This is a genomic window from Halomicronema sp. CCY15110, from assembly GCF_016888165.1.
GTDB lineage: Bacteria > Cyanobacteriota > Cyanobacteriia > Phormidesmidales > Phormidesmidaceae > Halomicronema.
The window spans coordinates 1-19,445 of the sequence record NZ_JACSWC010000163.1 but is presented as its reverse complement, the minus strand read 5'-3'; the positions used below and the strand labels follow the sequence as shown (position 1 = coordinate 19,445).

The following is a 19,445-nucleotide window of genomic DNA, read 5'->3' as shown; positions in this document are numbered from 1 at the left end:
ATCGCTCTGTACGATGCCCTGGTCTGGCTAGCCGTGGCAATTTCTAGAAGGGAAGCTCCTGAACCCATGGCTCCTAATGCGCGTGTGAAATTTATCCGGTATCTGCTGCCAGTGATTGACCCAGCTACTCAGCACTGGTCAAGGGAGTCGCGCTTAATTCGCTGGTTGACGCTGGTGTGGTTGTCCGTGGGCTTGATCACGCTGTTCTCTGCCTCCTATCCGGTGGCCTTAGCCGAGACTGGGATCGGGTGGCGGTTTTTGGCCATTCAGCTGGTGTGGGTCTTTTTAGGGCTCAATCTGTTTAATTGGATTGTGCGGCAGCCCATTACTAGCCTGATCCGGCTGTCAGGCGTGGCTTTTTTTGTGTTGATAGGGCTGCTATTCCTGACGCTGATCCCGGCTTTGGGCGTCACGATTAATGGGGCAACTCGGTGGCTGGCCCTGGGGCCATTCTTGGTGCAACCCTCAGAACTGCTGAAACCGCTGCTGGTGTTGCAGGCGGCCCGGCTGTTTGGTCGCTGGCCGCAATTGGCATGGTCAACCCGGGGCTTATGGATTGGGCTGTTTGCGATCGCGATCGCGGCCATCTTGTTGCAGCCAAACTTAAGCACCGCCGCCATTTGTGGCTTATCGCTGTGGTTGGTGGCCTTGGCGGCGGGCTTGCCCTATCGCTTGCTGATGGGCACAGCGATCACGGGTTTAACGGCGGCCTTGGTGAGCTTGAGTGCGAATGCTTATCAGCGCGAGCGGATCACCGCTTTTCTGAATCCCTGGGCTGACCCGACGGGCAATGGGTATCAACTCATCCAGAGTTTGCTCGCCATCGGCTCCGGCGGCTGGCTGGGCAGTGGGCTGGGCCTATCCGAACAAAAACTAGACTTTTTGCCGATTCAGTACACCGATTTCATTTTTTCGGTCTACGCCGAAGAGTTTGGCTTCATTGGCGGCATTTTTTTCCTGGTGTTGCTGCTGTCTTATGCCACCTTGGCGACCTTAGTGGCGATGCGGATTCAGCATCCGATTCAACGTCTCATTGCGATTGGGGCCATGGTGTTTCTGGTGGGGCAGTCGTTATTGAATATTGGGGTGGCGGTCGGCGCTTTACCTACTACTGGCTTACCCTTGCCGTTGTTTAGCTATGGTGGCAGCTCGATGATTGCTAGTTTAGCGATCGCGGCTTTGCTGACGCGGGTGGCGCGTGAAGTCAATACCGACAATGTAGTTTCCCTGCCGCTGGGACAATCCCTGAGCCGATCCCAGTCCTAAAAACCGTTAGTAACGCGATGTGCAATTAACTTCACTTCATTCCAACCCTTCTCCCTGGGGATAAGGGCCGTCAGCGGTTTGGGTTCCTTCCTCTCGGGAGCGGGCTAGGCCGAGGAATCGATGCGTCAGGGTTTCAGGAAAGTGGCACAAGACGTTAGCAGTGATCCGAACCGGGGCTCTCGTGTGGTTTGGCCAGTTCTACCGACTGAAGTGGTGAAACTTAACGCACAACGCCACCTTCCACTTCGCCGATATCGGCTCCCCCAAATCGAGGGGCCCGTCCGGCCCAGTCAAACTCGTTGATGCGGAAGCCGAAGAACCCTGCAGACTGAGTGGGACTATAGCGGAGAAAGACGCCGTAAGTCCGGCGATTATATTCCAGGAGGTAGTCCGTATTGATAATTTCACCCGTGTCTAAGTTGACCGAAGCCTGGAATCCTAGACGAAATGGCCCGTACAGCTGCTGAATGATGCCGCCGCTGAGCCGATTGTTATCCACATTGCGATCGAAGAAAAATGGTGACGTCGCGGCATCACTCACAAATGACCGGGTGTAGGTGACGTTGAACACGGTGGAGTCGAAAAAGTCGCGCGAAAAGTGACCAAACTCGCCCGTCAGGCGTACGCTCGCCGATAAATCGTCTTGGGTATCATCGCTGGTGTAATAGGTGTAGGTGCCCCGACCAAACAACGCCAATTGCACATTGGGTAGTCGAGGAGTCGCAGTAAACCGGAGGCCTTCTTCTGGCGTGGCGGGTAAAGTTTCGCCACGCCACAGGAAAAAGCTACGACCAATGGCGACGCTCCCTTGAAATCGCCCTAAGCTGGCCCGAAACGGTGGCGTTGTACTGTTAGCCAGATCGAGTCGGTCAGTGTCGGCAGTAATGTATTGGGCGGCTACCTGATAATTGATCGCAATGCCAGTATCGCCGATCGGAATGCTAGGGGACACCAGCACCGCCCCAAGATTGCTCTGGACATCCTGAAAGCCTAAGGAACCGTTGAAGAGGCGATCGCGGTAGCTGTACTCCAAATTTAAAACGTGCGTCCCAATCAACTGACGGACTCGGACGCTGGAGCGTAGGCGATCTTCCAGGTTTTGCAGGTCGAGTCCTGAAAAGCTGGCGTTAAACCGGACACCGGTGCGTGGTCCCAGTAACCCCACCACATCGGCTTCGAGGCCCAAGTTGCTCAAAAATGACTCGTCTTCTGGGGGCGTGTCTTCGCCATTCAACAAACGCTGCACCAAGACTTGGGGCGTTATAAAGGCGCGCCAAGAGCCTGCTCGATAGACCTCAAAAGGGCGTTCAACAAACAAGCCATCGCGATCGGTGCCATCGTAACCGAAAGTCACAAACAAGGGATTAGCGCTTTGTTCGCCTCGGGTCAGCAAAATGCGATCGCGCAACAAAGGCACCGTAAAGCTTTGGTCAAAGACCAGCCGCGCATTTTCGATGTAGAGCTCGTCTTGCAGATCGGTCAACCGAGTCAGCGTGGCCGAGTTGCCGCGAAATTCTAACTCCGGCGGCGAAAATGGATCGTTGGTCAGGCTGATTTCTTGGGCGTACCACCCTTCTGCATCAAAGTCGAGCTGAGTCGCTTCGAACCGAAACCGCCGCACGGCCCCCCCGGCAGTCGGCTGCGGCAGTCCTGAAGCGCTGGAAGGAATGGTCAGTCCGGTGCCGAAGGTAAGATTGCCGGTGCCCTCAACGTTGGTGATCGGGTCAGCCGCGAGAATATCGGGATCAGCGGTGCCGGTCGTGGGGTCTCCGGCTAAATCAGTGCCGGCACTGGGGATGAATAACGTCCCTCGGGCATCAAATAACGTGCCGGCACCTTGAATTAAGTTGTATTCCCCGCGATCGGCCTCAATGACTTGCTCGCCTCGGGTAAAGAGGACATCGCCATCAACGACGACAAATCGATTGGCTAAGTTGGCCCATAATCGCTCCGCTCTCAAGACACCGTTGCCCAGCCGTAGCACCACATCCCCTTGCGCCGTCAAGATCTGAGTTTGGGGTTCAAACTCTTGATAGTCAGCCGTCAAATTCAACGGTGCCGGGGGGCGATTGGTGGGTTGAGTCGGGGTGAGCAACGTGCCGTCTACCACGGCCCCATTGGACCAGTCTCGCTCTGGCGTCGCCGCCCTGGGATAAACCGGGGCGGCTTCATCTGGCGTTACTGGAGTCTCAGCGTCATCCCCCTCCACTGTCGCCGTATCCTCGTCGCCAGCCTCTCGTTCGAGCACCGTTTGGTCGGATTCGTTCGCGTCATTCGGGGCGGCCTCGTCATCGCGATCGCTGGATTGCGCTACCCAGGGGATTCGTACTCCAGCAGGGAGCGGCTGAGCCGCCGTGCCCGTGGCCCACCCTGATCGCGGTTGCGCCGCCCCGGGGATCGCCTGGAGCAATGCGGCTTGGGTGGCTGAAAATGTGGGAGGGGGCACATCCGCCACCCTGATCACGGGGGAGGTATCCACGAACTGAGCCCGACGAGTCAACGACTCAGGCTCAGGAGGCGTCGCCCGATATGGCTGCCCCTCATCGGAGGGAGGAGTTGTCGCGCGATCGCCATGCTCAGGCGAAGATGCCACTCCGTCCGGGGTGGCCGACGCCGTTTGCACTGTCTGAACGATGGCAGGGGGAGGCAGATCAGCAGGGGGAAGAAAAGGCATAGGCGGCCAGCCAATCAAAACAAAAGCCCGGCAAGCGGGCTTTGAGATTCAGATATCAGCAGAAACCTGAGGGCAATCTTTTGTCAGCCAGGTATTGAGATTACGGTACAGCCGCATGGCTAGTTCAGCCTTGTCGGCATCACCGCGTAAATGCCTGATTATTCCATGTCGGAACGACCGGGGTTACGGGAAGGATCTCCGCTGAGGAAACCGAAAATAAATAGGCCCACAAAGAAGGCAACGACGAGATAAACAACAATCTTAAGGGTCAGCATTGCAGACTTCCCATCTTATAGACAGCAATCGGTAAGGTCTATCATATCGCCAAACGGGACATGCTCTCGCCCTAGCCTGTCATAGTCGCTATGACGGGTGGAGCGCTCGGCAAGTTCCCCTCAAGATCAAGCAAGGCACTGGCTAGAGAAATGGCAATGAATCATGGGTCCACGCGGGAGAATACATCTGATAGGGACACCATACAAATAGCCGTGCAGCGGCTCCAAGATTTGACCCAGCGATCGCTACAAGCGACCTGGCACCTGACTCCTGAGAATTTGCCTACAGCCGCCGTCCTGGCATCAGATGATTGGCGCAGCTGGCCGATCGCCCCGACCAATGCGAGGGATCACATCGCCTGGGCGCGAGGCCAAAAACCGCTGTGGCTATGTCAGCAAATTGTGGTACCAGAAACCTTGAATGGGTTGCCGCTGGCGGGGTTGACCTTGCAGTTGAGCCTAACTTGGTGGGCCGAGGTCGTCGCGATTTATATCGACGGCGAACTCCGGCAAGAAGGCGACCTGTTTGATTATTTTGGGCGCATCAAACTGAGCGATCGCGTCACTCCCGGCGACACCTTTCACGTCGCGATTTACCTCGTGAGTCCGGGGCATGATGACGGGGCTTTAGTCCGCTCCGCTGTAATGTACGAGTCGGCTGATCCAGCCTTGCCAGAGCCGGGATTTGTGGCGGATGAACTCACCGTGCTGCAAACCTATGCCGATAAACTTGCGCCGGAGAAGTTGCCGACGATGGCCGCCGCGATCGCGGCCATTGACTGGGCCACCGTCACTCAGCAAACCGCTTTTTTGCAGGAATTAGCGGCCCTGCGCGATCGCCTGCACCCCCTCAGCCCGTGGATCAAACAGCGACAAATCACCTGCGTGGGCCATGCCCATCTCGACCTGGCTTGGCTGTGGCCGGTGGAAGATACCTGGCGGGCGGCTGAGCGGACTTTTCGCTCGGTGCTGACCTTGCAGCAGGACTTTCCAGAAATGACCTATACCCATTCCAGTCCGGCCCTGTTCGACTGGTTGGAAACCCATCAGCCGGACTTGTTTCAGACGGTGTTAACTGCCGTCAAAGCAGGCCATTGGTCAATTGATGCGGGGCTGTGGGTGGAACCGGAGCTCAACACCCTCGGGGGCGAATCATTAGCGCGGCAAATTTTGTATGGGCAGCGCTACACCCAATCGCGGTTTGGACAATTGAGCGCGATCGCCTGGCTCCCCGACAGTTTTGGCTTTTCCTGGCAGTTGCCGCAGTTGCTAAAGCTGGGCGGGGTGGACTATTTCGCCACGCAAAAGCTTCGCTGGAACGAAGCCACCCCCTTTCCTCACAGTCTCTTTGCCTGGCAGGGGTTAGACGGTACGCTCATCACGAGTTTGACGTTGCCCCCCATTGGCAGCGACATCGACGCTCCGCAAATGGCGAGTCACGCAGCCGACTGGGAAGCGAAAACGGGCCTGACGGAAATGTTGTGGCTCCCCGGCATGGGGGATCATGGCGGTGGCCCCACCCGCGACATGCTAGAACGGGCGCGGCGCTGGGCCGATTCCCCTTTCTTTCCCGACTTGCGCTTTGATACGCCCCTCAATCACCTTCAGCGAGTGACGGCAGGGGCGGAGGCGATCGCTCCCCCAGCCGCCGAGCACCCCACGACCACCCGTGCGTCATCCCGACCGGCTCCGTCTGCCGCGCCAACAGCGGATCATTCCCAGCCGGGATCATCCCTCCCGATCTGGGATGATGAACTGTATCTAGAACTGCATCGGGGCTGCTACACCGTCCATGCGGATCAGAAGTGGTATAACCGCCGCTGCGAAGACGCCCTACGAGAAGCGGAACTGTATGGCGCGATCGCTCACATGATGGGCCACTTCGCCTATCCCCACGCTGCTTTGGAAACCGCCTGGAAGCAGGTGCTATTCAACCAATTCCACGATATTTTGCCCGGCACCGCCATTCCCGAAGTCTTCGCGACCACCAATCCCGATTGGCAAGCAGCGTATGATGCCGCGCGGTCAGTCCGCCGGGAGTCTCTGGCGGCGATCGCGGCGCAACTGTCCCCGAGTCCATCGCCTCACCCTGACGCGATCGCGGTCAGCCTTTTTAACTCCCTCAGTTGGGAACACACGGCTCTGGTGGAAGTGCCGTTGGCCGACTTACCCAAGCATCCGGGCTTAGGATGGCGAGTCGTTGATCCCGCAACGGGGGCAACCGTCGTCAGCCAACAAAGTGTCTATAGCGATCGCGCCGACACGCCGCCCTGTCAAGCCTCGCCGCCGATTGAAGGCGGTGACTACCTACTGTTTGAGGCGACTGTGCCCCCGGTGGGATACCGGCGCTATTGGTTGGTGCCTGAGTCTGCCGCCGCCGAGGCTGTTGGCGTTCAACGGTCGGAGCCCACGACTTTTGAATTGCAAAATGAGTTGATTAGCGCTGAGGTCGATCCTGTGAGCGGAGAGCTGCGATCGCTGATGGCAACATCGACCCAGCGATCCGTGCTGCGATCGCCCGCCAACCAACTGCAAGCCTTTCGCGATGCGGGACAGTATTGGGATGCGTGGGATATTGCGCCAGATTATCAAGATCATCCGCTACCCGCCGCCACGGTGGAATCGATCACCTGGCTGGAACATGGCCCGCTACGGCAGCGGCTGCGCGTGGTGCGTCACCTGGCCGACTCCCGGATTCAGCAAGATTATGTGCTGGAGCGATCGCAGCCCTATTTGAAAGTCGTCACAACTGCCGACTGGCAAGCCTGCCAAGTCGTCCTCAAAGCGGCATTCCCAGTCACTTTTGAGGCGGCAGCGGCCACCTACGAGATTCCGTTTGGCGCGATCGCCCGTCCCACCGATCCCACCGATCCCCATGAGCAGGCCAAGTGGGAGGTACCGGGCTATCGCTGGGCGGACTTGAGCAATGGCGACCGGGGACTCAGCGTTTTAACCGACTATAAACACGGCTTCGATGCCCAGCCCGACCAGCTCCGGCTGACCCTGCTCAAAGCGCCCCTGTGGCCGAACCCCCAGGCCGATCGCGGGCGACACCAATTCACCTATGGTCTGTATCCCCACGAGGGCGACTGGCGCACGGGCCACACTCCCCAGCACGCGATCGCTTTCAATACCCCCCTACAAATGGTGGTCAGTCAGCCTGTGAATTCTACTTCACCACTACATGTGGAAACAGCGGAGCACCAGGGTAGTCTGGTTGATTGGTCGTCAGCCACGACCCACCTCGCGGCCCTCAAGCCGTCGGAAGATGACCCGGAGCAGTATATTCTGCGTGTTTGCGATCTGTATGGACAGGCCACTCAGTTGGATGTCAACTTATTTGTTGACAGATATTTAGCCCAGCGGACGAATTTGCTGGAGGCGGCGATCGCGGTCGAGTCGCCCACGCAACTCCACCCGTGGGAAATCGCCACCTTCAAAACCCCGGCTTTCATCAACAAGTCTTGCCAGCCGCCGCCACCCGCCGCCCCACCGCAATAGCATAGAGAAAAGTCCACCACCGCCACTTCAGCGATCGCCCCTATGGAAAATACTGCCCGTCCACCCGTCCTCCTCCAGTTCTACACCTCCCCCATTGGCAAAAAACTGATCACGGGCGTCACCGGCTTGGGCCTTGTGACTTTTGTGTTGGTGCATATGGTGGGCAATCTGCTGTTGTTTGCGGGCCACGATGCCTACAATGCCTACGCCCATCACCTCGAAAGTTGGGGACCGCTGCTGTGGCTGGTGGAGTCCATCTTGGTGGTAGTGTTTGCCCTCCATGCGATCGCGGGCATTCACATTTTTGTGGGTAAGTTAACCGCCCGTCCCGATAACTACGCGACCTACGCCAGCCGAGGAACGCCGAGTCTGCAATCCCTCAGCTCGCGCACCATGATTATCACGGGGCTGGTGTTAGCCGTATTTTTGGTGCTGCACCTGTGGAGTTTCAAGTTTGGCACCTATTACGCGACCCAACTGAATGATGATAAAGTCCGCGATTTGGCCCGTCTCGTCGTGGAAAAATTTCAGCATCCCCTCTATGCCTTTGGTTACAGCGGCGTCATGTTACTACTGGGCTTTCACCTGCGCCACGGCATTTGGAGCGCGTTGCAGTCGCTGGGTCTTCAGTCCAAGGCCATTCGCTTCACTGTTTATGGCATGAGTTTGGGCGGCGCGATCGCGATCGCTACGGGCTTCGTCTTACTACCGTTGACTATCTACTTTGGCCTTTTGACTTAGCGCTAGGCCATCCGTAGATTGCGGCGCAATGACCCAACGGCGCGAACCAATTACCCTGCTGCCACGTCTCGATGACGTAGCGGACGCGCCTAGCCGACTCGGGCGAAATGTGGCCGGGAATACGGTTGCTTAGTGAGCAGTGACCTTTGATGATGATTGGGGATCACGCGCTCTCAACTCACACCCGAGGAAACCGGCATGGCAATTTTGACCCGATGGCTCTCGTCACGTCTGCACAAAGTTGTGATGATGACGGGCGTCACGCTACTCGCGGGTGGTTTTGTCCGCCCGTTGGTCGCCCCCGCAACGGCCATACCCTTCTCCCTCGATTCTCCCGTAGCAGCCCCAAGTCTGCCAATAGAAGGGGAATCGGGCGATCAGTTTTGTCCCACTGATTTGCCCGCCGCGATGGATGCCATTGTGGGGCGATCGCAGTTTGGTACTGCCGCTTGGGGCGTGGAAGTGTATGCCCTCGCCGACGGCCAGTCGCTCTATACGCACAATTCTCAGCGGCTGTTCATTCCTGCGTCGAATATTAAGTTACTCACCACTGCCGCCGCGATTTATACCATCCTGGAGCAATCTCCTGATCGGCTTTGGACGTTTCAAGATGATCTCAATTTGGTGAACCGCGACAGCCACAATGGCCGCGCTGACGAGCTACTGCGGAATATTGGCGGCCAAAGTCGGGTCAAAGCCATGCTAGAGCCGTTAGGGGTGGATCCTGACAGTTATGTGCAGGCCGATGGCTCCGGGCTATCGCGCAGTAACAAAGCCGAGCCTTCCACCTTTGTGGCGCTGCTCAAAGCCATGTATGAGACTGACGAAAGTGAACTGTTTTACAACTCTTTGCCCATCGGCGGCGTCAGTGGCACCCTGCGCAATCGCTTCAAAGGCACCGTAGTGCAGGGCAAGGTACGGGCTAAAACAGGGACGCTCAACGGGGTTAGGGCGTTATCCGGCTATTTAGAAACCGACGACTACGGCACCGTCATTTTTAGCATTATGGTCAATCAACCGGGGCAGTCAGGCCAGACGATGCTGGCGGCGATCGACGATATGGTCTTGACCATGGCTCAACTCGAAGCCTGCGATTGATAGTAACTCGACGGGAGGCCGAGTCGCTTTATGGCAGCAGGTCAGCGACGGCGATCGCAACCTCCATACCCGCAACAGAGGAAACGACTTGCGCAGACGAGTATTCCTGTTTTATGGAATAGCTAAAGCCAGACTCAGCCGCATCACCAACTTCGGGGTCAAGATAAACTTCTAGCTGGCGATTATTCAGATTCAAAATCCAATATTCGGCAATACCCGCTTTAGCATAGAGGCTGCCTTTTACCTTGCGGTCGTAGCGCAGCGAGGTATCGGCGACTTCGACGATTAGAACTGCCTCAGCAGGATGAGCGTCGGCATAGTCGCGAATGGAACCGGGAACCACAGCAATATCCGGTTCCGGTTCAGAGAGATCGCTGATGACGAAGGGCTTTTGCTGGCGAATGTAGTAGCCCTCGCGGAAAACGGATTTAAGAGCAGCGTCGATGAGGTCAATAGCGATCGCATGGGGGCTTTTCATCGCAGCCATGTCAATCACCTGCCCCTCAATGAGTTCGACCCGCCGACCTTGAAAAAAGTTGAGGTCTGCCAGTCGATAGTATTCATCCCGCGTCCACAAATGCACCTGCGGTTCTGTCGTCGAAACCATAGGCCGTCTCATCAATATTGATAAATGAAGTTTAGCGTGTGGGAGGCGGCGCTATCCTTTATAAACGGCATATGTGACGCCGATACAATGAGACCATCTGTTCTCGGATCTCTTCTATGGTTGCGCTATCTCAAACTCCCCTGACGCCTGACGAGTATTTGCAGCTCGAAGCCGAGAGCGCGGTCAAGCATGAGTATATTGATGGCGATGTGTACGCTAGGGGTGGAGCAACTGACGCCCATGTCACAGTTTCCGGGAATCTCGCAGTCCTCCTCCGCAGTCACGTGCGCGGTTCGAATTGCCGGGTTTACATTGCCGACATGAAGGCACGAATTGAGGCGCGAAATTGCTTCTACTATCCCGACGTGATGGTGACGTGCGATGCTCGCGACACGGAAACATCGACTTTCAAGCGCTTTCCTAAGCTCATCGTCGAGGTACTTTCTGACTCCACTGAAGCCTTTGACCGCGGCGATAAGTTTACCGACTACCAATCCCTTGACACGCTGGAAGAATACGTGATTATCAATACCCGACATCAGCGGGTCGAGTGCTTTCGCCGCACCCCTGACAATCTCTGGCTATTGCAGACTTATACTGCCGAAAGCGAGCAATTCAAACTCCAGAGCCTCGGGTTTACCGATGCGATCGCGGCTCTGTATGAGGATGTTGAACTGGAACCGACGCCACCCCGGGTGGAATAATGTAGAGGCGATCGCTCCACTCTGCCAATGCCCTTGACGATTGCTCCAATTCTAGTGAAGTGATTGGAGGGCGATCGCTGTATCGATACTTTGTACGGATTGCTATATTTGCCGCTTTACTCCTCGGATTTGAACCCGATCGAACATCAGTGGTTTGGTTTGAAGAACCGGATGCGGAAACAGATTCCATCGGGCGAATCGTTTAGACAGGTCGTCGACCATGCCTTCATGGCCTAAGCGGAGCTATCCGCGGATTGCTATAGCACCCGTTGTTCGCAACTCGACTACCTGTCCAATCCGTGTCGAGTTCTTTTGACTAGGGAGCCGACAGGGGCGAGACTCCTCAAGCCCGAGCGCTATTCCGTAGAATCGTTACAAGTTCTCCTCTCATGGCTGTTTTTCCCAGCTTTCTGTTACCCAATCAATGGAAATGCGTTGATGTGGGAATATTTTGAATAGCAACTATCCCGATTGTGCATCTATATTTATTTCTGCTAGCTAGATAACATGTGAATGACTCTCGCGATCAATGGTATTGACACCCTTGACTATTCTTAAGCAGAGTACCTACGAAACTGAGACCGATCCCCAAGCGTTGCCGGGGGTGTTGTCTTGGTTCGATGAGTTTCATGCTTTGCCGATGCCCCAAGAAGATTGGCTGCAATGCCAGCTCGCGCTGATCGAGGGGTTCACCAATGCGGTGCGCCACGCCCACAAAGGGTTGCCGCCAGCTACCCCCATCGCCATTACGATCACCCTCACCCACGAATATTTGGATATGAAAATCTGGGATCATGGCCCCGGTTTCGACTTCCAAGCCATGCTGGATCATAAGCTCGAAACCACCAATGCCGACTCCGAAGGGGGGCGGGGGCTGCGCATTATGTATCGCGTGGCCGACATTGTGCGCTATGAGCGCACCGCCGATGAACGGAACTGTCTACACATTCGCAAGTCATACGCGACGCCTAAGGCTTGAGTCGCAGCCCAGACCAAGAAAATTTTCCGGTCGCTTTCCAGTCTCGTCACTCATCTGTAACGTTGCTACCACAAAGCCGGAATGGCTTCTTGATCGGTGGGCGGTGGCGTCTCTGGTGCCGGAGTAGGTGGCGTCGTACTCGGCGGCACCGGCGGGGTGGCGTTAGGGTCAGTCGGACTGGTGGGCTCGGTCGCCCCCGGATTGAGGGCGGGTTGGGCAGGCGTGCCATCGGCAAGGTTGGGCAGCCGCTCGATCGCTTCTGGAGACGTTTGACGCAGCACGTTTTGCCCTGCGCTTTCTATACCGGAGAGGTTGTCGCCTTCTGCCGCAGAAGAGGGGGTAGCGGAAAGTGAGTTACGAGAGCCGCGCAGCATGTCTTGGCTATTGCTGATGCCCAACAATGTCAAAAAAGCGATCGCCCCTAACAATGCGGCCAATACGTATCGATTCATGCGGTTCCCTCCTGGCCCAACGGTTTGGTCAAGCTGGTTCCATGATAGTGCTGATTTACTGATTGGTCACGGATGCTCTGGTGTCCACATCGGTGCAGTCCCTGGTTCGCAGAATTCGGTGTATTTGGTGACTCAAATATCGCCGCATATTGGGGTCTGGCAAGCCGGCCTTAAATCGCGATCTCGCCTCCTGAGCGGTTCACAATCGTCGCGAGGCCTCTAAGTGTAGGGGATGCAGCAGGCGATCGCTCTCCCCATGATCGCCCTTCCAAACCCTTAAGCAGTCTGTTGAGTTGTCAACATGGAAATTGGCAACTCAACTTCAATGGCTTCAGAGTTTGTAGTCTTACTGTGAAGTGATTGGCCAGGTTCGACAAATACGACCATGCCTTTCTACTCCATCTTCGATTTCAACTTCATGCCTAATGTACTCCATGTAGTCACCAGAGTAATTGAGCATTGACAAGAAGGTCCTCACCAGCAAATTTGTTAATCTGCGAAGAGTATCCGCAATGTTGCTTCCATCATCTCCAACACCACCAAAGCCTTCATGCACGATATCATTTCTAACAGAAATGAATTCTCGAAGGCTGCTGAATAAATCATCGTATTCTACCGAATAAGAGTCGAGCAAAGATTCGACTCTTGCTTTATACGAGGTTAAATCAGGATCATGCGCTTTGCTGAGCGTTTCAAATACTGTACTTAAAAGCAAAAACTCTACCGAAACAGCTGCTGAATTAAAAGAGTCTAGATACCAAGAAAGAGCAAGTGCAAGCTTTTTCTCATCAAAAAGACTATCTCTAATCCTGAGGATGGATTGTTGAATGAAGCCTGGAAGATGTGGAGTTTGAATTACTTGAAGTCCTCTCCGAAGTTTACGGAGATTTACTCCCGGCCAGAACTCAAGCAGATCGCCATTTTCGAAAATAGTATGCCTATGTATCTCCTCGATATATTTTCCAGAGGCGAAAGATAGAATTAGCACAATGCGAGATATATATTTCTCTAAGGTTTTTATTGCTATAGGGGAGGAATCTTTTTTTCTTATCCTGAGTTGTGTAATTACCTGACCTCCAATGCTTTTAGGAGTATTTCCTGATCTAATAAAGTCAACTTGAAAATCAACTTCATCTATTAAAACGCTTGTGTCTCTGAAAACGTCAATTCCTGACAGAAAAATATTGATTTCTCTTGCAATTTCAGAAGTACTATAATCGCCGAGGCTTAAATCTTTCAACGAACGAAAGACTTGTGTTTCGTCAGATAGTTCACTACTTTCAGGGGCGGGAGAGAAGCCAACTTTAAAGTTCTTATCGCTAAGAATACCTGTTATTTTCCTTCCAGAAGCGTCTTCTCCAATTAAGGAATACTCGCCGTTGTAGGGTTCACTAATTTTTTCTGCATTCTGAAAACTCAAAAGATCGCTCCTATCTATATCAGAACCTCTATAGATAGGAGCAGAATCTAGGAATAATTTCTCGCTTAATAACTCTTCTTGTGATTTTGATATTCTTAGAAAAAGCCGTCCATCTTGATGCAGTTCGATTTCTCCTGTCAAATTCGCAAGGAAATCGCTTTCAGAAGAATTAGTTCTCTTGATTTCTCCTGAGAATTGGACGTTCGTCATATCACTGGAAGTAGCCTCAGAAGCATCTATACTTTGCTTTCTTTTATAGTGCTCTAAGGTAATACCTACAGCTTTTCCGTTCTCATCAAAGTCAATAATAAGGTTCTCGTCGATAGCTTCCGACTCGAAACTTGGGCTATCGTCAATTTCGATATAAAGCGTGTCTGTCTCAGGAGAATACTTTTGCTTCATGTCGGCTCCTTTCCTCTCTGCTGGCGCTTATAGAAATTTCGGTCGAAAAAGGCATTATGGATGGTTTCTCTATCTTCCAAGATGACTATTCTTAAAGCTCTACCACTTTTTTCTGGAATATTTCCCCAGCGAACAATACGACCGTCTGCTTGAATAGTTTCTTTGACTGGATTATTAAACGCTCGTTCGATCCACTCAATAGCAATGTCTGGATGTTTATTGCTGGCTTCGTTTAAGTAATAATCGGTGAATTTCAAGCTAGTGGAGTCTTGGCTTGACCCAGGTTGATCTTCTCTATTTTGCTCCTTGCTCACTGACCAAAGCCTTATCTGCTAATTATAATTATTGATGGCTTAACCTTGCGTTCATTGAAACGGCTTCAAGCTTTACAGTCGTAACATGCCTCTCGAACAGGATTCATACGCCGAGGCGAGATGTCACTGCGTCATAGAATAGCAAAAACGACTAAACCCTAGGAATTAAGAATTTCTGGGGTTTAGCTTTGTTTAGTACTACATCGTCGCGAGTTCGGGTCTTGGCGTTTGAAGACAAGGCGTTCGTTTTCCACGTCGGCGTAGATGCGATGCCCCGTTTCATGCAACTAAGATAGCGAAAGGCACTGTCGAATGCTTTGCCTGACTTGCTCACACAAACTGTAAACCTCTTCAGCAACGGCCTGATCCGCTGAGAACCCTGGATACCGCACGGCAACGGCGTAATCTGTCAGCATCCCTAAAGCAAACCGCAAGGTTTCTAACTCCGGGTCGTGGGAGCGCAACAAGTCCAACAGTGCCGTTAAATCGTGGATTTTGGGAACTGGAATGTCGGTTTCTTGCAATCTGGCTTTGAGATACTTTTCAGTGCACTGCTGAGCATGAAAGCAAACTGCATCATAGTTGGGCAACGGCTCGGCCCGTAGCTCTCGACCCGCAGTTCTAAAATCGCCCTCCGCTTTCTCAATCCATTCTTGGGTCAGTGGCTTCATAGAGCACTTTGCCCTCATCAACGATTTCTTTTATAAAAAAATCTCCCAGTTCTAGTCGCTGGCGCAACAACTCAGGGGTTCGCACTAGTAAATCTAAAGGAAATTGAGGGCGAATTTGAAACCGAATTTCAGCCGCTTTGCGAGGAGAGTGGCCCTCAAACGGCATCACCACCAGTAAATCGACATCCGAATCCGGAGTCGGTTCGCCATAAGCGTAGGAACCAAACAAGATGATGCGCTCAGGGTGAAACTGCTCCACAATTTGCTGACTTAGAGCTTCGATTTGCGACATCTCGACCATAGCGGCCTCGCAAGGATTTTCTCTATTTTGCCATTTAGCTAGGAGTTGCTCAGACCCCCGACTTTTTCAAAAAGTCGGGGGTCTTTTGGGGGCTACACTGTCGCGAGTTCGGGGGCTTGGCGTTTGAAGACGAGGCGTTCGTTTTCCACCTCGGCGTAGATGCGATCGCCGTTCACAAAATCGCCCCGCAGGATACCCTTCGCCAGAGGCGTCTCCAACTCTTTTTGGATGGCGCGCTTGAGCGGACGCGCCCCGTAAACGGGGTCGTAGCCGACGTGGGCCACCCAGTCCAGCGCCTCTTCCGAGAGCACGAGGGCCATCTTGCGATCGCCCAGCCGCTGCTCTAGCCGTTGGATTTGCAGCCTGACGATTTCCTTCAGTTGCTCCTGCTTCAAACTGTGGAAGATGATCAGCTCATCGACCCGGTTCAGGAACTCAGGGCGGAACTCAGACCGCATGGCCTCCATGACGCGATCGCGCATCAGGTCATATTTCGAGTCATCCCCCGCCAGATCCAGAATGTACTGGGAACCGATGTTGCTGGTCATAATCACCACGGAATTGCGGAAATCTACCGTGCGTCCTTGGGAGTCGGTCAGGCGACCATCATCCAGAATTTGCAACATGATGTTGAACACATCAGGGTGAGCCTTCTCGATTTCGTCGAACAAGATGACCGCATAGGGGCGACGGCGAATCGCTTCGGTGAGCTGACCGCCTTCGTCAAAACCGACGTATCCCGGCGGTGCCCCGATCAGGCGAGCGACCGCGTGCTTTTCCATGTATTCCGACATGTCGATCCGCACGATCGCGTCTTCCGTGTCGAACATGTAGGAAGCCAGTGCCTTCGCCAGTTCCGTCTTGCCGACCCCCGTGGGGCCGAGAAAAATAAAGCTGGCAATGGGCCGGTTCGGGTCGGCGAGTCCGGCCCGGCTACGCTGAATCGAGTCGGATACTGCGGTGACTGCTTCATCCTGACCAATGACCCGCTGGTGCAGTTCGTCTTCTAGGAGCAGCAGCTTCTCCATTTCCGACGCCACCAGTTTGCTAACGGGAATACCCGTCCACTTGGAGATGATTTCGGCGATGTCTTCTTCCGTCACCTCTTCCCGCAGCAGCGATTGACCGCTGGTTTGGGCGTTTTCCAGCTTCTCTTCCGCTTGCTCCACTTTTCGTTGCAGGTCAGTGAGCTTGCCGTACTTCAACTCGGCGGCGCGATTTAGGTCATAGTTGCGCTCCGCCTGCTGAACTTCGATATTCACCTGATCCAACTCTTCTCGCAGGGATTGAATGCCGTCAATCAGGTCTTTTTCCGACTGCCACTGAGCAGTCAGCCCGGACTGGGTTTCTTTCAGATCCGCGAGTTCTTTTTCCAAGCGCTCTAGCCGATCGATCGAAGCGGCGTCAGTCTCATTTTTGAGGGACAGGCGCTCCATTTCGAGCTGGAGGATCTTGCGATCGACTTCGTCCAGTTCTTCCGGCTTGGAGGTGATTTCCATCTTCAGCTTCGCGGCGGACTCGTCCACCAGGTCGATCGCCTTGTCGGGCAAGAAGCGATCGCTGATGTACCGCGTTGACAGCACCGCCGCCGCCACCAGCGCACTATCGGAAATTTTCACCCCGTGGTGCACTTCGTAACGCTCCTTCAGACCTCGCAGAATCGAGATCGTGTCCTCGATGGTGGGTTGATCGATAAAGACCTGCTGGAAGCGGCGTTCCAGCGCGGCATCCTTCTCGATGTACTTGCGATACTCGTCCAGGGTGGTCGCCCCAATACAGCGCAGTTCACCCCGCGCCAGCATGGGTTTCAGCAGGTTGCCGGCATCCATCGAACCCTGAGTCGCCCCCGCCCCAACCACAGTATGAATCTCGTCGATGAACAGCACCATCTGCCCTTCCGAATCCTGCACTTCTTTGAGAACGGCCTTCAGGCGCTCTTCAAATTCGCCGCGATACTTGGCCCCGGCAATCAGGGCACCCATGTCGAGGGCGATGATTTTGCGATCGCGCAACGACTCCGGCACGTCCTTACTGATGATGCGCTGGGCCAGTCCCTCCGCGATCGCGGTTTTGCCCACACCGGGTTCACCAATCAGCACCGGGTTGTTCTTCGTCCGCCGCGACAAAATCTGAATCGTGCGGCGAATCTCATCATCCCGCCCAATCACCGGGTCAAGCTTGCCCAACCGCGCCAGTTCCGTCAGGTCGCGGCCATATTTTTCCAGCGCTTCGTATTTACCTTCCGGGTTCTGGTCAGTCACTTTCTGGTTCCCTCGCACTTCTTTAATAATGCCTCTGAGCTTAGTTTCGTCTAAGCCAAATTCTCGCAACAGCGCCTGCCCAAAGCGATCGTCTTTGGCGTAGGCCAGCAGCAGGTGCTCGATGGAAATGTACTCGTCGCCCAAGTCTTTGCGATAGCCATCGGCGCGATCGAGCAGCTTGTCCAGGCTGTTGCCCAGGTACACTGAGCCACCCGAGTTGCTGATTTTGGGCTGTTTGCTAATGAAGTCGGTGGTGCGATCGCGCACATTCTGCACGTTCACTTCGGCCTTGTTAAATACCGAAATCGCCAGTCCTTCCTGTTCCAGCAGCGCCCGCATCAGGTGCTCGCTCTCAATCTGCTGGTGCTTGGCTTCCTTGGCAATTTCCGGCGTGCGGACAATGGCCTGCCACGCCTTCTCTGTAAATTGATTCGGGTTGGTGGGTTGCATAAATCTCTCCGGCTCGCAACATCGATACAGAAGTCAGCACTCAGAAATCAGAAGTCAGCCCTGGGTCAATCATGGGCTCATTTCTGAGTTCTGGTCTCTCACCTCTGTATCAACTATGCCGGATCGCGAAAATTTCCAGGTACGTGATGCCGTATGCCCAAAGGCGCGATCGCCCTACCCCTTTGGAAATGTCATCATATGAGTAACATGAAGCAGCTTAGCCAACGGACATGGGCAAAAGGCATCATCGGAAAGCTATCAATAGTCTTCAAGGCAGAATCCGAGAGCATGAAACCAAAATCCAACTGGAACTTGAAAAAGACATTCCTGACCAGGGACTCATCAAACACTGGCAAAAAGAAATAGCTGCCTTTGAAAAAGGAATTCAACAAGCGCAAAAGCGTTTAGGGAGATAACTATGCAGCTGCGTGAGCGATCGCTGCCCATCAACAACGCCACTTTAATGACCCTGATGCAAGAACTCGGCGATGAGTGCAGTCGAGTTTTGGAGCTAATGCATCAACTCCAGGTATCAAATCTACAAGACGACCAAAAAGCGGAGATCTTGGCTGAGATTTTGGCGTCAGTGATTCATCTGCACACCCACTGCGATGAGGATTTGCAGGGAGCGATTTCGGATGAACTGGATAGTCTGCCGGAGTGAATTTTGTGGAGAGCGATCGCCCCCAATCACTGTGCTTGGAATTGAGGCTAGCGTTGAGCGACTCGTGGAGTGGGGCGATCGCCTATCCGTCTCAGTCCTTGTATCCATTGGCTAGGGTATCTTTTGAGCGATTGCCCTCTAGCCATTCCGATAAGATCAGCACAATGGTTGAGCGGTTGGAGAATATAGTCAGAAAAATGAGAGATCGCAGCACACTACCCATTCCAATTCCTCCAGCGGCGATCGCTGATTTGTGCCAGCAGTATCACATTCGCAAACTGGCACTCTTCGGGTCTGTTCTGCGCGATGACTTTCGGCCTGACAGCGATGTTGATGTCTTAGTCGAGTTTGAACCCGGTTACATCCCCGGTTTTGCCTTTATTGATATTCAAGACCGACTCACCCAGATAGTCGGTCGCCCAGTCGATCTCAGAACCCCTCAAGACCGGAGCCAGTATTTTCGCGATACTGTGCAGGCCCAAGCTCAGACGATTTATGTTCACCCTCATGCACAACCTCGAAACCTTGCTACACCGAGCAGACGCCTCGTCTGATGCTTAGATATCTAGCAATCCGCGGATAGATTCGTTTAGGCCATGAAGGCATGGTCGACGACCTGTCTAAACGATTCGCCCGATTGAATCTGTTTCCGCATCCGGTTCTTC

At 54.1% G+C, this 19,445-nt stretch carries 19 protein-coding genes; 10 read left to right on the top strand and 9 right to left on the bottom strand.

Features of this window, described 5'->3' with window-relative positions:
* The first annotated feature begins 66 nt into the window (after positions 1 to 66).
* A complete protein-coding gene (locus JUK32_RS03970) occupies positions 67 to 1,266 on the top strand; it encodes an FtsW/RodA/SpoVE family cell cycle protein (RefSeq protein WP_204137586.1) in 1,200 nt (399 codons plus the stop codon).
* A 220-nt stretch (positions 1,267 to 1,486) separates the two neighbouring features.
* Here the strand turns inward: JUK32_RS03970 and JUK32_RS03965 are convergent, their stop codons facing one another.
* A complete protein-coding gene (locus tag JUK32_RS03965; protein WP_204137553.1) occupies positions 1,487 to 3,940 on the bottom strand; it encodes a DUF3769 domain-containing protein in 2,454 nt (817 codons plus the stop codon).
* A gap of 158 nt (positions 3,941 to 4,098) precedes the next feature.
* The gene (locus JUK32_RS03960; protein ID WP_072041312.1) at positions 4,099 to 4,215 is read right to left on the bottom strand and encodes a photosystem II reaction center protein I; all 117 of its coding nucleotides are present in this window, start codon (positions 4,213 to 4,215) and stop codon (positions 4,099 to 4,101) included.
* Between the two features lie 213 nt (positions 4,216 to 4,428).
* Here JUK32_RS03960 and JUK32_RS03955 point away from each other — a divergent pair, with 213 nt between their 5' ends.
* The 3 genes from JUK32_RS03955 (at position 4,429) to JUK32_RS03945 (ending at position 9,555) form a co-directional block, all read left to right on the top strand.
* Complete coding sequence (locus tag JUK32_RS03955) at positions 4,429 to 7,716, top strand: alpha-mannosidase (protein ID WP_204137552.1); 3,288 nt, start codon at positions 4,429 to 4,431, stop codon at positions 7,714 to 7,716.
* Between the two features lie 42 nt (positions 7,717 to 7,758).
* Positions 7,759 to 8,457: a succinate dehydrogenase cytochrome b subunit gene (locus JUK32_RS03950; RefSeq protein WP_204137551.1), complete on the top strand. Its 699-nt coding sequence runs from the start codon at positions 7,759 to 7,761 to the stop codon at positions 8,455 to 8,457.
* Positions 8,458 to 8,655: 198 nt separating this feature from the next.
* Positions 8,656 to 9,555: a D-alanyl-D-alanine carboxypeptidase gene (locus JUK32_RS03945; RefSeq protein WP_239112304.1), complete on the top strand. Its 900-nt coding sequence runs from the start codon at positions 8,656 to 8,658 to the stop codon at positions 9,553 to 9,555.
* Between the two features lie 28 nt (positions 9,556 to 9,583).
* Here JUK32_RS03945 and JUK32_RS03940 read toward each other — a convergent pair whose 3' ends face one another.
* Positions 9,584 to 10,162 (bottom strand): Uma2 family endonuclease, encoded by a 579-nt coding sequence (locus JUK32_RS03940; protein WP_204137550.1) that lies wholly within the window; start codon positions 10,160 to 10,162, stop codon positions 9,584 to 9,586.
* A gap of 116 nt (positions 10,163 to 10,278) precedes the next feature.
* Here JUK32_RS03940 and JUK32_RS03935 point away from each other — a divergent pair, with 116 nt between their 5' ends.
* The 3 genes from JUK32_RS03935 to JUK32_RS03925 all read left to right on the top strand — a co-directional run bounded on the left by JUK32_RS03935 (position 10,279) and on the right by JUK32_RS03925 (position 11,845).
* Positions 10,279 to 10,866, top strand: a complete 588-nt coding sequence (locus tag JUK32_RS03935) for a Uma2 family endonuclease (RefSeq protein ID WP_204137549.1) — start codon at positions 10,279 to 10,281, stop codon at positions 10,864 to 10,866.
* A 63-nt stretch (positions 10,867 to 10,929) separates the two neighbouring features.
* Complete coding sequence (locus JUK32_RS03930) at positions 10,930 to 11,103, top strand: transposase (protein ID WP_375541550.1); 174 nt, start codon at positions 10,930 to 10,932, stop codon at positions 11,101 to 11,103.
* 307 nt (positions 11,104 to 11,410) lie between these two features.
* Positions 11,411 to 11,845, top strand: a complete 435-nt coding sequence (locus tag JUK32_RS03925) for an anti-sigma regulatory factor (RefSeq protein ID WP_239112303.1) — start codon at positions 11,411 to 11,413, stop codon at positions 11,843 to 11,845.
* A 65-nt stretch (positions 11,846 to 11,910) separates the two neighbouring features.
* Here the strand turns inward: JUK32_RS03925 and JUK32_RS03920 are convergent, their stop codons facing one another.
* The 6 genes from JUK32_RS03920 to clpB all read right to left on the bottom strand — a co-directional run bounded on the left by JUK32_RS03920 (position 11,911) and on the right by clpB (position 18,116).
* Positions 11,911 to 12,297, bottom strand: a complete 387-nt coding sequence (locus JUK32_RS03920) for a hypothetical protein (protein ID WP_204137546.1) — start codon at positions 12,295 to 12,297, stop codon at positions 11,911 to 11,913.
* A gap of 346 nt (positions 12,298 to 12,643) precedes the next feature.
* Positions 12,644 to 14,119, bottom strand: coding sequence for a DUF2283 domain-containing protein (locus JUK32_RS03915; protein WP_204137545.1), 1,476 nt, complete (start codon positions 14,117 to 14,119; stop codon positions 12,644 to 12,646).
* Positions 14,116 to 14,433: a hypothetical protein gene (locus JUK32_RS03910; protein WP_309224482.1), complete on the bottom strand. Its 318-nt coding sequence runs from the start codon at positions 14,431 to 14,433 to the stop codon at positions 14,116 to 14,118. The genes JUK32_RS03915 and JUK32_RS03910 overlap by 4 nt, the downstream gene beginning before the upstream one ends.
* Positions 14,434 to 14,720: 287 nt before the next feature.
* Positions 14,721 to 15,104 carry a HEPN domain-containing protein gene (locus tag JUK32_RS03905; RefSeq protein ID WP_204137544.1) on the bottom strand — a complete coding sequence of 128 codons (384 nt, stop codon included), beginning with the start codon at positions 15,102 to 15,104 and terminating at the stop codon, positions 14,721 to 14,723.
* Entirely contained in the window at positions 15,076 to 15,405 is a 330-nt protein-coding gene (locus JUK32_RS03900) for a nucleotidyltransferase domain-containing protein (RefSeq protein ID WP_239112302.1), read from the bottom strand. Before JUK32_RS03900 ends, JUK32_RS03905 begins: the two co-directional genes overlap by 29 nt.
* 92 nt (positions 15,406 to 15,497) lie before the next feature.
* On the bottom strand, positions 15,498 to 18,116 hold the full coding sequence (gene clpB, locus JUK32_RS03895; protein WP_204137543.1) for an ATP-dependent chaperone ClpB: 2,619 nt from the start codon (positions 18,114 to 18,116) through the stop codon (positions 15,498 to 15,500).
* A gap of 230 nt (positions 18,117 to 18,346) precedes the next feature.
* Here clpB and JUK32_RS03890 point away from each other — a divergent pair, with 230 nt between their 5' ends.
* The 3 genes from JUK32_RS03890 to JUK32_RS03880 all read left to right on the top strand — a co-directional run bounded on the left by JUK32_RS03890 (position 18,347) and on the right by JUK32_RS03880 (position 19,334).
* Complete coding sequence (locus JUK32_RS03890; protein WP_204137542.1) at positions 18,347 to 18,532, top strand: hypothetical protein; 186 nt, start codon at positions 18,347 to 18,349, stop codon at positions 18,530 to 18,532.
* A 2-nt stretch (positions 18,533 to 18,534) separates the two neighbouring features.
* On the top strand, positions 18,535 to 18,780 hold the full coding sequence (locus JUK32_RS03885; protein WP_204137541.1) for a hypothetical protein: 246 nt from the start codon (positions 18,535 to 18,537) through the stop codon (positions 18,778 to 18,780).
* A 197-nt stretch (positions 18,781 to 18,977) separates the two neighbouring features.
* Positions 18,978 to 19,334, top strand: a complete 357-nt coding sequence (locus JUK32_RS03880) for a nucleotidyltransferase family protein (protein ID WP_204137540.1) — start codon at positions 18,978 to 18,980, stop codon at positions 19,332 to 19,334.
* The last annotated feature ends 111 nt before the right edge of the window (positions 19,335 to 19,445 follow it).

Bases quoted from the DNA above. Each gene is read 5' to 3' on its own strand.
- JUK32_RS03915 (WP_204137545.1), bottom strand. From the start codon at position 14,119: ATGAAGCAAAAGTATTCTCCTGAGACAGACACGCTTTATATCGAAATT.
- JUK32_RS03960 (WP_072041312.1), bottom strand. From the start codon at position 4,215: ATGCTGACCCTTAAGATTGTTGTTTATCTCGTCGTTGCCTTCTTTGTG.
- JUK32_RS03900 (WP_239112302.1), bottom strand. From the start codon at position 15,405: ATGGTCGAGATGTCGCAAATCGAAGCTCTAAGTCAGCAAATTGTGGAG.
- JUK32_RS03880 (WP_204137540.1), top strand. From the start codon at position 18,978: ATGAGAGATCGCAGCACACTACCCATTCCAATTCCTCCAGCGGCGATC.
- JUK32_RS03905 (WP_204137544.1), bottom strand. From the start codon at position 15,104: ATGAAGCCACTGACCCAAGAATGGATTGAGAAAGCGGAGGGCGATTTT.
- JUK32_RS03920 (WP_204137546.1), bottom strand. From the start codon at position 12,297: ATGAATCGATACGTATTGGCCGCATTGTTAGGGGCGATCGCTTTTTTG.
- clpB (WP_204137543.1), bottom strand. From the start codon at position 18,116: ATGCAACCCACCAACCCGAATCAATTTACAGAGAAGGCGTGGCAGGCC.
- JUK32_RS03885 (WP_204137541.1), top strand. From the start codon at position 18,535: ATGCAGCTGCGTGAGCGATCGCTGCCCATCAACAACGCCACTTTAATG.
- JUK32_RS03935 (WP_204137549.1), top strand. From the start codon at position 10,279: ATGGTTGCGCTATCTCAAACTCCCCTGACGCCTGACGAGTATTTGCAG.
- JUK32_RS03940 (WP_204137550.1), bottom strand. From the start codon at position 10,162: ATGGTTTCGACGACAGAACCGCAGGTGCATTTGTGGACGCGGGATGAA.
- JUK32_RS03890 (WP_204137542.1), top strand. From the start codon at position 18,347: ATGGGCAAAAGGCATCATCGGAAAGCTATCAATAGTCTTCAAGGCAGA.
- JUK32_RS03950 (WP_204137551.1), top strand. From the start codon at position 7,759: ATGGAAAATACTGCCCGTCCACCCGTCCTCCTCCAGTTCTACACCTCC.
- JUK32_RS03970 (WP_204137586.1), top strand. From the start codon at position 67: ATGGCTCCTAATGCGCGTGTGAAATTTATCCGGTATCTGCTGCCAGTG.
- JUK32_RS03945 (WP_239112304.1), top strand. From the start codon at position 8,656: ATGGCAATTTTGACCCGATGGCTCTCGTCACGTCTGCACAAAGTTGTG.
- JUK32_RS03965 (WP_204137553.1), bottom strand. From the start codon at position 3,940: ATGCCTTTTCTTCCCCCTGCTGATCTGCCTCCCCCTGCCATCGTTCAG.